Origin of the sequence: Prochlorococcus sp. MIT 1306, from assembly GCF_047304515.1 — a bacterium.
In the GTDB taxonomy this organism is placed as follows: Bacteria; Cyanobacteriota; Cyanobacteriia; order PCC-6307; family Cyanobiaceae; genus Prochlorococcus; species Prochlorococcus marinus_D.
In genome coordinates, this window is record NZ_CP138959.1 from 1,525,339 (window position 1) to 1,539,547 (window position 14,209).

12 protein-coding genes and 1 pseudogene are annotated in these 14,209 nt (G+C 45.3%); 7 read left to right on the top strand and 6 right to left on the bottom strand.

Annotation, left to right across the window (positions count from 1 at the left end; translation table 11 throughout):
* Nucleotides 1-30 precede the first annotated feature (30 nt).
* The 4 genes from SIB74_RS07705 (at nucleotide 31) to SIB74_RS07720 (ending at nucleotide 4,849) form a co-directional block, all read left to right on the top strand.
* Nucleotides 31-1,782, top strand: coding sequence for a hypothetical protein (locus SIB74_RS07705; RefSeq protein ID WP_231906030.1), 1,752 nt, complete (start codon nucleotides 31-33; stop codon nucleotides 1,780-1,782).
* 98 nt (nucleotides 1,783-1,880) lie between these two features.
* Complete coding sequence (locus SIB74_RS07710) at nucleotides 1,881-2,534, top strand: type II secretion system protein (protein WP_156486096.1); 654 nt, start codon at nucleotides 1,881-1,883, stop codon at nucleotides 2,532-2,534.
* Complete coding sequence (locus SIB74_RS07715) at nucleotides 2,531-3,163, top strand: Tfp pilus assembly protein FimT/FimU (RefSeq protein WP_063395579.1); 633 nt, start codon at nucleotides 2,531-2,533, stop codon at nucleotides 3,161-3,163. The genes SIB74_RS07710 and SIB74_RS07715 overlap by 4 nt, the downstream gene beginning before the upstream one ends.
* Nucleotides 3,164-3,337: 174 nt before the next feature.
* Complete coding sequence (locus SIB74_RS07720; RefSeq protein WP_231906031.1) at nucleotides 3,338-4,849, top strand: hypothetical protein; 1,512 nt, start codon at nucleotides 3,338-3,340, stop codon at nucleotides 4,847-4,849.
* Nucleotides 4,850-4,859: 10 nt separating this feature from the next.
* Here SIB74_RS07720 and lepA read toward each other — a convergent pair whose 3' ends face one another.
* Nucleotides 4,860-6,674, bottom strand: coding sequence for a translation elongation factor 4 (gene lepA / locus SIB74_RS07725; RefSeq protein WP_063395581.1), 1,815 nt, complete (start codon nucleotides 6,672-6,674; stop codon nucleotides 4,860-4,862).
* A 779-nt stretch (nucleotides 6,675-7,453) separates the two neighbouring features.
* Nucleotides 7,454-8,944, bottom strand: coding sequence for a malate:quinone oxidoreductase (locus SIB74_RS07730; protein WP_063395582.1), 1,491 nt, complete (start codon nucleotides 8,942-8,944; stop codon nucleotides 7,454-7,456).
* A 76-nt stretch (nucleotides 8,945-9,020) separates the two neighbouring features.
* Between SIB74_RS07730 and SIB74_RS07735 the strand changes: the two genes are divergently transcribed.
* Nucleotides 9,021-9,266 carry a NifU family protein gene (locus SIB74_RS07735; RefSeq protein WP_011129633.1) on the top strand — a complete coding sequence of 82 codons (246 nt, stop codon included), beginning with the start codon at nucleotides 9,021-9,023 and terminating at the stop codon, nucleotides 9,264-9,266.
* Between the two features lie 52 nt (nucleotides 9,267-9,318).
* Here the strand turns inward: SIB74_RS07735 and SIB74_RS07740 are convergent, their stop codons facing one another.
* Together SIB74_RS07740 and SIB74_RS07745 are read right to left on the bottom strand one after the other, a co-directional pair.
* Nucleotides 9,319-10,308 (bottom strand): DUF3137 domain-containing protein, encoded by a 990-nt coding sequence (locus SIB74_RS07740; protein ID WP_063395583.1) that lies wholly within the window; start codon nucleotides 10,306-10,308, stop codon nucleotides 9,319-9,321.
* A complete protein-coding gene (locus tag SIB74_RS07745) occupies nucleotides 10,308-10,880 on the bottom strand; it encodes a LemA family protein (RefSeq protein ID WP_413681630.1) in 573 nt (190 codons plus the stop codon). Before SIB74_RS07745 ends, SIB74_RS07740 begins: the two co-directional genes overlap by 1 nt.
* A 510-nt stretch (nucleotides 10,881-11,390) precedes the next feature.
* On the opposite strand from SIB74_RS07745, the gene SIB74_RS07750 reads away from it, so the two are divergent.
* Nucleotides 11,391-11,624, top strand: a complete 234-nt coding sequence (locus SIB74_RS07750; protein WP_156486097.1) for a hypothetical protein — start codon at nucleotides 11,391-11,393, stop codon at nucleotides 11,622-11,624.
* 293 nt (nucleotides 11,625-11,917) lie between these two features.
* On the top strand, nucleotides 11,918-12,322 hold the full coding sequence (locus SIB74_RS07755) for a hypothetical protein (protein ID WP_063395584.1): 405 nt from the start codon (nucleotides 11,918-11,920) through the stop codon (nucleotides 12,320-12,322).
* Between the two features lie 28 nt (nucleotides 12,323-12,350).
* Here the strand turns inward: SIB74_RS07755 and SIB74_RS07760 are convergent.
* Nucleotides 12,351-12,446: pseudogene (locus tag SIB74_RS07760) on the bottom strand (hypothetical protein); the annotation flags it as partial.
* A gap of 267 nt (nucleotides 12,447-12,713) precedes the next feature.
* Nucleotides 12,714-13,898 carry a fatty acid desaturase gene (locus SIB74_RS07765; protein ID WP_231906033.1) on the bottom strand — a complete coding sequence of 395 codons (1,185 nt, stop codon included), beginning with the start codon at nucleotides 13,896-13,898 and terminating at the stop codon, nucleotides 12,714-12,716.
* Between the last annotated feature and the right edge of the window lie 311 nt (nucleotides 13,899-14,209).

Consider the following 14,209-nt stretch of genomic DNA (forward strand, 5'->3'; position numbering starts at 1 on the left):
GGCGCCACCGGGTTGCTCATCCGTCAACTGATGGCCAGGAAGCTTGGGGCATCCGAAAGCTATCAACAGATGGCCGAAGCTGCTGCAGTCAATGGCTTCAACCGAATCCTGAGCAAGCTCAACCAAAATGATCCTGAGAACTATAGAGGCTTTCTTTTCACACTCAATAATCAAAAGAATACTAATAATCCCAATCACGGATTCTCCTGGGAACTCATCAATACGACAGAAGCCAAACCTCTTGAAGAACTATGCACTGACACCTCAATGGGGTTACCCATTCATCCATCCAGCGAGACAGCCAAATGGCCTACAGGCCACGTGGGTAGAGGAAATACAGAAACAATCATCTCAGTACCATTTATTGATGACGAAACAAGAACCCAGCGTCAGGATGGGAAAGGCAGCATTCAAACATTTTACCGCCTTCGTGATTACTTAAGCCCAGGAAAGAATGGTCTTGGCGAAGGCGTCTTCCAAATTGAAGGTATCGCAAAAAGAGTCGGTTCTTCTGACGAAGACTATTTAGCTCGAACACTTTTAACACGTTCATTATACGTTAGCTCAAGTGTTGTAAGGCCTGAAGACTGGGGTGTACTTGCTGCACAACATATTGATCTTGGCCCTGCAAACATCAGCGGAGCAGGCTTAATCCTATGGGACGTGGAATCTCCAAACAGTTTCCAGAGAAAAGGTGGATGTGATGACAACACTCTCAAAGCTGGCATTCAAGGCCAATCAAGCGCTGTTGCAGATCGAATCTGGCCAGTGCTCAACAGAGGGCTACCAAGTACAGCTCTGTACGACAAGAACAAAGTCATCGACACGATGCCAAGCCATTCAGGAGCTACGCGTGTATGGAGTATTGATGACACAGGAAACAATCCCAATTTTAATTGCGGTACCGACCAAATTGTCTGTACAAGAGCGAACAACAGCCAGACCACATCTGCACCACCAGGAATACAGATCACAAGCAAAGTCAGCTCTACTGGTCAAACCTCTCAACAAGCTTCTAATGGATTCACCTGGGATGCAACTCTGGCATGTATATACAACTGGTGTTATACAGGCAAACCAACTCTTAGAGATGGCTACAGCTGGTACAAATCTTCAATCTATTATAATACTTGGAAATCCTGGACAACACAAGCGCAGAAGGAGTGGGAGGTAAGAATCAGGCAGAATGATATTTGCTCCAATCAAAATGGGGAATGTCATATTTACGTGGAGCACATCAATATAAAAAACACGAGATTATTGATTGAGAATGACAATAAACCGATAGTTTTACACCTTGAATTACCTATCTCAGGTTCTACCCCGACGAATCTAAGTGGGCGTATAGAGCTATCAGAGAGCAGCCTTCTCTGTGGGGTTAACTCTGGGCAAACAACGTGTAACAACCGTCCCGAAAGCTTTGTGATTACGTCTTCAAAAGGTGATGCCCCAAGCGACTGTGCCACTAATAGAGTTTTAGATGACCCATACGTTTTGAGTGTTGCCGGCAACAGTTTGCCTGCTGCATGGGTCGCTCTTGGCAAAGGAACGTTCACGCTAAGCAGTGATGCAGAGATGCGTGGTGTGATTTGGGCGAATAGCTTCTGCTCAAAAGATCATTCACTAAATCTGATCACCGATCGCGCCGATGGCGGCGAAGGATCTGTAACTCGTGCAGCCGAAGAACTCTGGCAGTGGAGCACTTATGGCTTCAAAGGCTATGGCCGCACCGTAGCCCGCGGTATTCGAGGAACAGGCCTAGATACGTTCCGGCGATGGTGAAACACACGCGATCTGCCGAGAACCTACAAAGATCTCGATGGAATCAAGCCATTGAGAGGAACCTAACCATTCACCTACTTCAAGCAAAGCTCAAACAAATGAGTTGGGTAAGAATTAGCCAACAAAAGCAAGACTCACTCTCACCTAGAAAAAACAATAGACGACTCATTACAGATCAGCTAAAGATTTTCAGTACCAGCAGCAATGGCAATCAAACAGATCACCCAAAATGGGATCCGGGCTTCACCATCGTGGAAGTTCTGATTGCTGGTGTCTTGCTGGCCATGGTGATGACTGCAGTAAGTAGGTTTTCCCTTTCAGCACTGGTCAACAGCAGGAATCAACTCGAACGAACTCGTATTGAGGCAGCAATTAATGATAACATTCAGCTCTTACAGCAAGCTGACTCTCTACTTACTTTTGACTCAATCCCAAGCGAAGATGAGCAGCAGTATGCCTGTAATGACCCTCCTAATTACCTGAAGGAGCAAATCATTGAGAGATCGGGTCGACAATATGTCCCAGCTCCGACGCTCAAGAACGAATCAAACAAAAAACTGATCAATAGAACAGTTAATACCACCGCTGCAGAAGAGATTGCGATTATCATCTACAGCTTTGAAGGGCCAGGAGTAGCAAAAGTTGCTAACAACAATTCTGCTAAGCTGCTACATGACACTGAGATGCAAAATCATACTGAACAAAGAGTCCTGGAACTCAATCCAAATTTCCAGGCAAGGTGCTATAAATGAAACACGTACGTTCTCAGAAACACACCTCGCAGGGTTACAGCCTGCTGGAACTTTTGATTGTCATCACAATTGTAAGTATTTTATCTGCGTATGGGGTACCAAAATTCCGCCGAAATGTAGCTCAAGGTCAGGTGGATCGCTACACACAATTTGTCGAATCTGGCTTGTTCAGCTTGCGCGCAAGATTGGGGCAGTCAAAATCAAGCTGCAGCCTCAGCCTTGATCAGGATCTAACCGAAAAATCATTTGGATCACCTTGGCTTCTCCTGGAATTTCAACAACCTAATGGCTCTCAAAGTAATACTCAACGTCTGAAGTGTTGCTGGAATCAAGATGGTGAGCTTGTTAACTGCACACCCGAATTGCTAAAAGGCAAATCACGTTATCGCTTTCTCAGTATTGAAGGAACCAGAGAGTCAAAAGAGGTCGAGGTGTCTGCGTCACAAGCCAGCTATGAATTATCACCGCCGGGAACAAGCTCACAACATGACAATCTCACTATCCTAGTGAGATCTCGACATAGTGCCCAAGAGCCTCTGCTGAGAACCCGATGCGTGGAGCTCTCAGGCAATGGCCATATCCAAAGCGGAACCTGGAATGATGACACTGATTTCTGCGACAGCAGTTAATCGTTGTCTTCAGACAATCTTCAGGAAACATTCACAGCCGATTGAGAAAAAAAGATCTCAATCCTGTCATCGTTAAACCATCAAAAGCCATAGTTCTATGGCACTTGATCCATGAAACTGCTAAAGAACCTTTATCAGCGCCGATCTCATCCTTTGCCTACCAATGGCTTTGGGATGTCTGAAGCCATCGTCGCCGCGGGGGCAGGAATTCTGCTGATCGGAGCATCCTCATTAGCGCTGCGCTCAACGCAGACATTGATTGATAGGGCTGAAAGCAAGGCAACCCTGCGGCAAAACACAACCAATGGCCTTCGCCTGCTGCGATCAGAAATCGAACGGAGCATCCATATCCTGGTCAATAATAGCGACGCTGTACCAGCTGGAATGGAACATACCGATATGGCAAATGAGAACTATCAAGAAACTCTCCAGCAATGTGGCCTGCTCGCAGAAGCTCGACATCAAGTGTTCAAGCCAGTCTTCGGCATCAAGATGGCTGAACTGAACACACCAGTTCTTTATGGGCTCAGTGTTAATTCAAATAAAGCAGGTTATGCCCTGATGCGATGTGGTGCTCCTCTCAGCCTTGATGGACGCTATAGCGAAACAGAAGATGCATTTATTGCAAAAGCAATTGAAGATATCGGAGTGATGAAATGCACAAAACAAGAAGGTGATTGCGAACACTTAACAAATAATGAGGGTGAGATTAAAAGCCTCAGAGAAGTCATTGAAGACCTTGATGTCAACTTTACAGATGACATCACACCAGTACGCACCTTTATGGAACCAGCTCTTGGCGTGATGACTGATAAAAAACGCAAGTTGGTAAAATTCACTGATCCGAACCCCAACAACGACGCAGAGAAATTTGAGACTGAGAGTTATCTTGAAACCATCAGTGCTGCACGCACAATTACCAGATATCCACTTTATCTTGCGGCATTCGCCAGAGCAGACAAACGAATCGAGCACTATGGAGATGATAGCAATGGTGTGCTTAATGGGGCCTACTTTCGTAATGTAAAAAGCAAGCACATCCGCTTCCTTGTTGATGGCTCAGGCTCCATGAGTGCTTGCATCCTTTGGGGGAGTACCTATGGCGACTGGAAAATATATTGGAGTGGAAGTTACTATTTCTGGTCACGTCAGAACTGCGCCTTAACCAGAATAGAATCACTCCAAACTGAACTCACTAGCTTAATTACAGCACTTTCTCCAGATACAAAAATCAGCATCCAATCCTTCAGCTCACCAGGTCGAAAAAACCACAAAGTTTGGGAACAATCAAGCAATGGCTTGGTTAAAATTGGAAATGATGGTATGCGCGAGTCCGCAATCGCATTCGTTAATTCACTGGATAATGGTCGTCCCACAAAGTGGGGAGGGACCTATCCATGGGAAGGATTAGATGCCTCTTTCAAAGATAACGAAACGGACACACTTTACTTCCTCTCAGACGGAGAGCCTAATGCCGATCGTATGGGCGGTAGCTGGCAAGCCAATGATTATGACCCTACAGTTACTCACTATTCAAACTTCAACAACACACGAGAACAGGTACTCAAAACAAACACCATAGCCCTTGGATTAGAATCACCTTGGATGGAGAAATTATCAACTAACACCACAGGGGATCATCTACAAATTGACAAGGATTACGTAACAACAAATTCCAGTCAATAAAAAGCCATGCTTAACTTTCCTGATTCAGCTTCAACACAGCCATGAATGCTTCCTGAGGCACATCTACTTTGCCCATTGCCTTCATCCGTTTTTTACCCTTAGCCTGCTTCTTCAGCAACTTCTTTTTCCTTGAGATGTCTCCGCCATAACACTTAGCAAGCACATCCTTGCGCATGGCACTGATGCTCTCGCTGGCAATAATACGACTACCAATTGAAGCCTGTAAGGGAATTTTAAACTGCTGTCTTGGGATCAGCTCCTTGAGCTTCTCCACCAAACACTTCCCAATATTATAAGCCTTATCACGGTGCGCAATCGTGGTAAGTGGATCAGCCTTTTCTGCATTGATCAACACATCCAAGCGCACCAGATCATTGCGGCGATAACCAATCAAATGATATTCCATTGAGGCATAACCCTTGGTACGACTCTTCATCTGATCAAAGAAATCCGTCACCACCTCAGCCAAGGGCAGCTCATAAATTAAGGTAACTCTCTCAGTGGTGATGTACTTCATATCAATGTATTCACCACGCCTTTCCTGGCACAAACCCATCAGAGTGCCGTTGTACTCATTGGGGGCATAGATCTCCATCCGTACATAAGGCTCCTCAATCGATTCCCGCTTCTGCGGATCTGGCAATGTTGCAGGGTTGTCCACCATCAACATGTCCCCATCAATCATATTCACCTTGTAGATCACTGAAGGAGCAGTAACGATCAAATCCAAGTCATATTCACGCTCAAGCCGCTCCTGCACAATCTCCATATGCAGGAGTCCTAGAAAACCACAACGAAAGCCAAAACCCATCGCACTGCTGGTTTCAGGTTCATACTTCAATGCCGCATCTGAAAGCTGCAGCTTGTCAAGCGCTTCCCTTAGATCTGGATATTGATCTGCATCCGTAGGGAACAAACCACAAAACACCATCGGCTTTGCCTCGGTGTAACCAGGCAGCGGCTCATCTGCTGGGGCATTGAGGAGCGTAATCGTGTCTCCAACTCTTGCATCAGCAACCGCCTTGATCGAGGCCGCCAGATAACCCACCTCCCCGGCATGAAGTTCATTAACCTCACACTGATCTGGTGACATCACACCGATCTCATCAAGCTCATAGCTCTTCTTGCTGGCCATCAGCAACACTTTGTCCTTAGTGCTAATTCGGCCACTGATCACCCGGAAATACACAATCACGCCTCGGTAGGAGTCGTAGTAAGAATCGAAGATGAGTGCCTTCGTTGGCTCATCAAGGGAATCTGCAGGGGGCGGGATACGATCCACCACCGCCTGCATAATCTCTGGTACGCCTAAGCCTGTTTTGGCCGAACAGGCAATTGCTGTTGAGGTGTCAAGACCAATGATCGCCTCGATCTCCTCTTTAATCCGTTCTGGATCAGAACCCGGCAGATCAATCTTGTTGAGCACTGGAATAATCTCTAGATCGTTTTCCAGCGCTAGATAGACATTTGCCAGGGTCTGGGCTTCAACACCCTGACTGGCATCCACCACCAACAGAGCCCCCTCACAGGCCTGCAAGGAGCGGCTCACCTCATAGGAGAAATCCACATGGCCAGGGGTATCGATCAGGTTGAGCACATAGCTTTCGCCATCGGCAGCCGTGTAGTTCATCCGAGCAGCCTGGAGCTTGATCGTGATGCCCCGCTCCCTTTCCAAATCCATGTTGTCGAGAAACTGCTCCTGCATATCCCGACCAGCCACCGTGCCAGTGTCCTGCAAAAGCCTGTCAGCCAAAGTCGACTTGCCGTGATCGATATGGGCAATGATGCAGAAGTTCCTCAAGCGAGAAACGGGAACGTCGGTCATGCGTTGGCGAATTCCCCTCTCGGGCGCTTTGGAGTCAGAGTCCAGATTCTAAGGATGCTGCTGATCTGACCAGCCGTGAAGAATGCTCGCAGCCATCTCATCAGGCCCATTGCCCTATGAGTGTATGGAGGGATTTTGCAGCATCTACAGCCTAGATTTACTCAAAAGCATCAGATATTCTTCGCCGGGATCCTGATGATTAAAACTTAGGCATTCGTATCATTAATAATCTCAATAGTGTCAAAACCAAATGAAGACAGAAGCTCTCTCTAAATAAGAAAAATTAAACACAGAAATAGCGACTGGTCTTCCAAACAAGATCTTAATAATAAGATTCATAGCGACAGAAATCAACACGAACAAATCAAGAACGGTCTTGCACTAATCACGCAAGCCAGAGATGCTCAGAGAACAGGAATCATAGCAATCAACTGGTAAAGACAATGGTCAAGTAGTAAACAGATCTTGAAGATCAATGACCTCAAATTGATGAGCAAAAGCCAGGCAAAGCCCATCTCTACTAAGAGAACACTTTCATTCAATCCTAAGGAAGAAATAACTAATAAATCAGCGGATACTCACTCATTTCCAAGCCTGGGAGCCCCGTTCTCAAGGGAGAATTTTAATACTCAAATGCGACTAAGTACTGACTGGTAAATCATGACTTATTCGCATAAGAACCATTGCGAAAGCAAATCTCAAAGCAAGGCTTTCAAGGTCAGCATCCACAGTCTCATCAAAAGCTGATTATCAAACATCAAAATTAGATCATATTTTGATCAAGTGAAACTGAGTAATTTATTGCTGCGTATACGCATCTGCATCAGCAGTAAGGGATCAGAATTAGGATCATGGCCATAACTCGGCAACAATTTTTGCAATCGTTGTTGCCAAGATTCACTTGCCATACGCTCGCTCCAGCAACGCTGCAAAACTTCCAGCATCACCGTCACCGCTGTACTAGCCCCAGGCGAAGCTCCTAATAAGGCAGCGAGGGAGCCATCTTCAGCGGATACCACCTCTGTACCCATCTGCAACCGCCCCCCCTCGGCTGTGCGTTTGATGATTTGTACTCTCTGTCCAGCAACTGAAAGCTTCCAATCATTCAACTGCGCATTGGGAAGAAATTGCTTTAAGGTTTCAAAGCGATCTTTCTCACTCTGCTGTAGCTCTGAGAGGAGATAAGTGACTAAATCAAAGTTTTTAAAACCCACCTCCAACATGGAGCGAAAATTGCTGCGCCGTACCGAATGCAAGAGATCCAATCGGGAGCCTTGCTTGAGGAATTTGCTACTGAAACCCGCATAAGGCCCGAAAAGTAACGAGCGGCATCCATCAATCCAACGGCTATCAAGATGTGGCACAGACATTGGCGGAGCACCCACCTTCGCCTTGCCATACACCTTGGCGTGATGCCTTGCCGTTAAACCTGGCTCAGAGCAGACCAACCACTGTCCGCTCACTGGAAAGCCTGCATAGGCAGCTGCCTCTGGAATGCCAGATCGCTGCAACAAAGGCAATGCCCCCCCCCCTGCACCGAGAAACACAAAAGGTGTCTGCACAGAGCGACTTCCAGATGAATGCTTGAGATCAAGATTCCACTGGTGCTTGCCGAGCCGGTGCAAATGAACGACTTCGCAGCCGCAACTCAATTCCAAAGCTCCGCTGGCTTGTAATGACTTCACATAGGCCCCTGTCAGCAATCCGAAATCCACATCCGTACCCCGCTTAATGCAGGTTGCAGCAACAGACTCTGCATTGGCTCGCCCTTCCATCACCAATGGCATCCATTCGGCAAGCTCAGCGGCATCAGTACTCCATTGCATGGAGGCAAAGGCAGGCAGCGCACTCAATTGCTGAAAGCGCTGATGCAAGAAAGCCAAATCAGCATCGCCAAAAACCACACTGATATGAGGGACCAGATGTAGAAATTGCTGCGGTAGCAACTTGCCCTTTTCCGTCAACGAAGCCCAGAACTCCAAAGAGCGCTCAAAGGCGGTATTAATGGCCAACGCCTTAGCAGTAGCCACGCTGCCATCTGGCTGAAGCGGTGTGTAATTCAGTTCGCAATTAGCCGCATGACCAGTGCCTGCATTGTTTTCTGCCGCACTGCTCTCAAGGCCCGGCGCCTGCAAACGCTCGACCATCAACAAACTCAGCTCAGGATCGAGCTCATGCAGCAGGGCCGCCAAAGTGGCACTCATAATTCCAGCCCCGACAAGCACCGCGTCGTAGCGAGATTGGGATCCAGCAACATCAGAGACGGCCACAACTTGAAAGCACCCCTGCTGGCAAGGTTATGAGCGAACCCCCTAGGCTGGATAGATACAAACGTGCAGAGCATCCATGAGTACAGAAGCCATGGCCCTCACCAACGAGAACGTGGAAACCGTTCTCGATGAACTAAGGCCCTTTCTTATGGCAGACGGCGGCAATGTAGAAATCGTCGAAATTGATGGTCCTGTGGTGAAAGTGCGTCTTCAAGGAGCCTGTGGCAGCTGCCCTAGTAGCACCATGACCCTAAAAATGGGTATCGAACGCAAGTTGCGCGAAATGATCCCCGAAGTCAGTGAAGTGGTGCAGGTGCTTTAAAGGCTGTAACCAGAACAACTCTTCCGCTTGAGAATTTTTAGCATTTTAAAATTCATGGCTTCGTCCAAACACGACGGTTGAGATTGAGCTCTTCAACCACACCTATCGCCATCGCCATGTCGTCCACATAGCTCTTGATCAGTGTCTTGCTCCAAAGGGTGCGAAAAACTCTGGCCTCGAACATGTCATGGTCGCTCGGGATGGCCACATAAACGTTCTCTCCACAAAAAGAAAGACGAAGTTTTTGTCCGGTTCGCTGCCGAAATGAAACAATCCGCTCCATAAGGTTCGGGGTGAGGATATATCTCGCTTCATTTTGATCATCCCCGTAAACCACAAAATACTTCTCGAAAACAGGATCTTCCAGAGTGATCAGTTCGGGATGTCGGCCAATCTTTTGAATATTTTGAAAGAATTTACCAACACCTCCAAAAAGACGTTCGGCTATATCTGGAAGCACAACCGTGGTGCCTTTAATTTGCTTATTGAAGTCTGCTACGAAAAACAAACCCTTGAAAATCGTGTGCCATGAGGTGTGCGTAGCTCCATCAGAATCGGTGCTCTGAGACTGATATTCCGCATGAACCTCGCTGAACTCGATACGGGTCTTTCCCAAAGTACCAAAAACCCGATCCTCGCCAAGGTAACGATCAGGAGAAGCATTAAATAACCCACTTTGCACAAACTGAGACTTAGACACCCGACCGTGCGGATCATATTGAAGAGTTGAATCAAAGAAGTTAACGATCGCTGTTATAACCTGCAGCTTGAACTGCGTTTTATATTGCTTGGTCAGTTGCCTGTAGAAGATGGCAAAGACAACCACCACTACGGGAAGTAAAACAAAAGCTGCGATCTGCGAGATTAGCTGAAAAGTTAACAGAATGACAACAACAATTATCAACAAATTGATTAAGAATATAATCTTCAATATTTTCTGCAGAATGAGCTTTCGTCTGTCTTCAAATATCCGTAAAACTGGCATGATCTCCTGGCGGAAATAAGAAGGGTGACCAGCAAAAAAGGATCGTTGATTCACCATTAGCCAGCAAATAGTTTAGCCGCATTAGGGTTCTCTCTTTCGATAGCAGGCATTTCGAAAAGAGGGCGGAGTCGATAGCCGATCAGCCCAGCCAAAAGATTACTAGGAAACATTTCAATGGCGTCGTTGTAGTCAGTGGTTACGGCATTAAAGGTACGTCTAGCAGCAGAAAGCTGCTCCTCGATCTCATTCAAGGATCCCTGAAGAGCAAGAAAATTTTGGCTAGCCTTAAGATCTGGATAATTCTCAACTGCAACCATGATTGACTCCATCGCTTGAGAGAATTGATTCTCCAGCTCAACCCTGCCACGCGTGCCCAGCCTGCCACTCTGGGCCATACCTCGAAGCTCGGTTAGCTTGGCGAGGGTTCCTTGCTCATGCTGCATATACTGGTTAACCGTCGCAATCAGGTTTGGTACGAGGTCATAACGCTTCTTGAGCTGAACATCAACTGATGCAAAAGCATTTTTAACTCGGTTCTTTTTTGCAACTAACGAATTAAATACCACTACAAATGCAACAAATATCAGGAGGATTGCGAATAGAAAGAAGACAGTACTAGGTAAAGACAAAAGAAAAAGACAACTGTTTTTTTGTATTAACATACTTAGCCCAGGAGGGCAAGAAAAAGAAGTGGGAAGTTAAAAGAATTGTAAGAAGTCATCGAGCTAAAGCTTGGATTGGCTAGAATAGATTGTTAAAGGTCAGAGAAAAACATTCCATGCCCAGCGAAGAAGAGGATCCCCGTGATCAAATGCCAAACCTCTCTCCTCTACCTACCTCGAAAGAGCTGCTGCAGCTTCCTCTGCAAATCGTAGTTTCTTTTATAATTTTGGCCGCATTATCCTATCTAATTGGCATGGGAGGAATAGTGCCCAAATTCGGTTTATAAAGCAAGCGGAGAAGCTTTCGCTCTAAAGAGAAATTGTTGCTATTCAGCTTTTGACCAGTATATCTATTATCAGAAGACCTGCTAAAGGGTAAATGGGAACTTCTAAACAAGATGCTTGCCTTCAAGCATCTTTCTGTTTCCCCAGAAAATACGTGCGAAGCACTAGAATATCTTCGAAGTGCCAGCAACTATGAGCAAGGATCAATCAAGAAGCAAGGTCATTTCCTTGGATTGTGAATCTTGGGTAAAAGTGAAATGTGATGGTGGTTATGAATATCTAAAAGGTGATGAGCTACATCACCTGAGAGATGAATTTAAATCACCCCCACAATCAACACAACATAATTTAAAGAATAAAAACCCTCAAGGGTCAGGTTCTGGTTTAACGAAAAAGGATTATGAAAAGTGCTGTGAGGTCAACTAGGTCTATATCCCTGGATGGAAGCGTGTAGCCCGATGAGGCTACCTTTCGATTAGCTTTAGACTGATAACTAACGATAAAGAAACTAACGAAAAGCAATGTATCGAAGATGGCGGCTTGGAGACTATTGCTAGTGGTAACAACCACCCCACCCCTAAGACGAATCCCACTCAGCTACACTTGGATGAATCATTACCTGATGATGTCCTAGAAGGTGTTGGTTATTATGGTCAACAGGTTGACATCGTGAGAAGCTCCTTAAAACAACCATTTTTTATTCTCCCGCTTAGAGAGTCATGACTAAGGACAAAACTGACTTAGCAATCCTTTTGTCTAAGGATGAAGACATTAAACCTCCTGATGAGGATGATGGTAGCTGGAGATTTGACTATATGGATGATGAGGTTATCGAAGAATTAATGAGGGTTGGTATAACCAAAAATACCTATGAGATTTTTCTGATCGACGTCTTCGAAGACAAACAGTCCTTCATAGAGGAACACCTGAATGGTGACACTTCAATCGTAGACATTTATTCAGATAATGATGAGATGTTTAGGAATAATTATCAAATAGGTTGTTACTGGGTGGACAAAATCCTTAACGACACCCACTATAAGTTCAACTTTCCCTTTGTTGTTTTCTACCATCAACAACATAGAAAGGAGGAATGGACACGTTACGTCTCCGTAGATGATTGATTACCACTCCATTTGAATAATCATATCCCTAACTAGGGAGAATCTTATGTTCAGATATGATATCGAATTCTATTGAATGACATGCACTACAAACCAATGCATGGACTTGATGTGATTCATAGAGACGTCTGCCCCGAACTCGCTAACAAGATCTAATCTAACGAGCGGGCTTTACTCCAGCAGCCTAAGAAATCTCTTACAATGCAATCCTTTTCAGAAATAGAATATCAACCCATACAAACAGCTTTACAAACATTATCCACAGATGTCAGGAGTAATCCCTATAAAAAAAGTCATGGAGTATGAGTATATATTGGCTATAGATAATCAGTAAAAAACTGACTGGATATATATTAAGCCAGTAAATGGATCTTATTCGATCCTCGTCCTCTCACCAAGGATTTTTCCATACATAGCGCCCACTGCTCTCTTCCCGAGTAACAGCTATGCAGTTAGTAGAAATAAGCCAAAGAGCCTGAAGAATTGGCGTGGGATTGTAAAGGTATACCTTTGGGAAAGCATTTTTCAGGGCAACAGTAGCTTTGCCCGCATGGTAATGAGGCATCCAAGGTGCGATGTGATGAATGGCATGAGTAGAGCCTATCTTGTGATGGAGGAAATCAATTACTTTTCCATATGGCCTATCGATCGATAGGAATGCACCTCGCAATTGGGAAAATTCTGAACGGCCAAGGTGGGGAACATCAGTATCAGTATGATGCAGCCAAGTGTAGGTCACTAGCCAGATATTAACTACTAACAGAGGAGCTATATAAATTGCGAAAACAGTAACAAAGCCATCATGCAGGCTCCAGGCAATCAAAGCAAACAAAGTCAGGCCTATCCCCCAATCGGAAAGCCATACTTTATTTATCCATTTTTTTGTCCACAATTTTTTAGAGAAAGGTGCGATCGGCCAGAAGTGATTCGATAGACCATATTTTGGGCCTCCGGTCTTCCCAGTAAGCAAATAGGCTGGCCAGCCAAAAATCAGATGAAGCACAAGCTGAAATACACCATATTGAACTTTTCCTAATTTGCCTGCTATGGCAATATCTTTTTCTCCACCAGCTTGCTCATCAATTCCATTGCCACGAATAACCAAAGGGACGTGGGTCTCACCATTGGCGATATGGTTTGTATAAGTATGGTGAACTAAATGTGAACGCTGCCATGAGAAATATGGAACAAGAAGCATCGAATGCAACACATATCCAACGAATGTTTCTAATTTCCTATTTTTCGAAAATGCACCATGTCCGCATTCATGGGCGATGACCCATAAGCCCATTGCTGTTGTGCCAGATGCAAGCCAGTAGAGAACCCAAACAGGCAATATTTCCATGCGAAGAGGCATGGAGATCCCTATAAAAATTACAATGGCCTGTATTATCAGAGATTGCGCTAGATAAGCAAGCGAAGTATTGGTGCTGCAATTCAAGCATTGATCAGGCAAAACAGCCTTAATTGCAGCCAGATCAGGTATATCGGCTTGGGAAACCTGAAGCGCCTTTCCATTGAGGCCAGAAATCATGATCTCTTTAGCAGCTTTTTGTCTGAAAAATGTTTTTTTCATGGCTTTATGAATGATCACTCAATGACTATGGTTTGCAAGGGCTCAGTGAATAGGGTAATTGATATAATCCCTGATTGCCGCTTTATGGGCAACTCAAGATGAAGGCAAATCATCTTACTTAGCTTATGAGCCAGTATGCTCCTTGCTTCGCCTAACCATCAGCTATCTAGATCTAAGTTAATTTCTTTAATCTAAAGTAATAGGATATCAGTAGATAATGTGAGATTGCCTATAGAGATCGAAGAGATTCAATGACTATCTCTACCTGGAAAGACTTCCCTATTGGCCCTTTACACGATGTTTCTCCGATT

Excerpts from the sequence above, each read along its gene's own strand:
- SIB74_RS07765 (WP_231906033.1), bottom strand. The coding sequence starts at position 13,898 with ATGAAAAAAACATTTTTCAGACAAAAAGCTGCTAAAGAGATCATGATT.
- SIB74_RS07705 (WP_231906030.1), top strand. The coding sequence starts at position 31 with ATGGCCAGGAAGCTTGGGGCATCCGAAAGCTATCAACAGATGGCCGAA.
- SIB74_RS07710 (WP_156486096.1), top strand. The coding sequence starts at position 1,881 with ATGAGTTGGGTAAGAATTAGCCAACAAAAGCAAGACTCACTCTCACCT.
- SIB74_RS07735 (WP_011129633.1), top strand. The coding sequence starts at position 9,021 with ATGAGTACAGAAGCCATGGCCCTCACCAACGAGAACGTGGAAACCGTT.
- SIB74_RS07750 (WP_156486097.1), top strand. The coding sequence starts at position 11,391 with ATGAGCAAGGATCAATCAAGAAGCAAGGTCATTTCCTTGGATTGTGAA.
- SIB74_RS07740 (WP_063395583.1), bottom strand. The coding sequence starts at position 10,308 with ATGGTGAATCAACGATCCTTTTTTGCTGGTCACCCTTCTTATTTCCGC.
- SIB74_RS07755 (WP_063395584.1), top strand. The coding sequence starts at position 11,918 with ATGACTAAGGACAAAACTGACTTAGCAATCCTTTTGTCTAAGGATGAA.
- lepA (WP_063395581.1), bottom strand. The coding sequence starts at position 6,674 with ATGACCGACGTTCCCGTTTCTCGCTTGAGGAACTTCTGCATCATTGCC.
- SIB74_RS07715 (WP_063395579.1), top strand. The coding sequence starts at position 2,531 with ATGAAACACGTACGTTCTCAGAAACACACCTCGCAGGGTTACAGCCTG.
- SIB74_RS07720 (WP_231906031.1), top strand. The coding sequence starts at position 3,338 with ATGTCTGAAGCCATCGTCGCCGCGGGGGCAGGAATTCTGCTGATCGGA.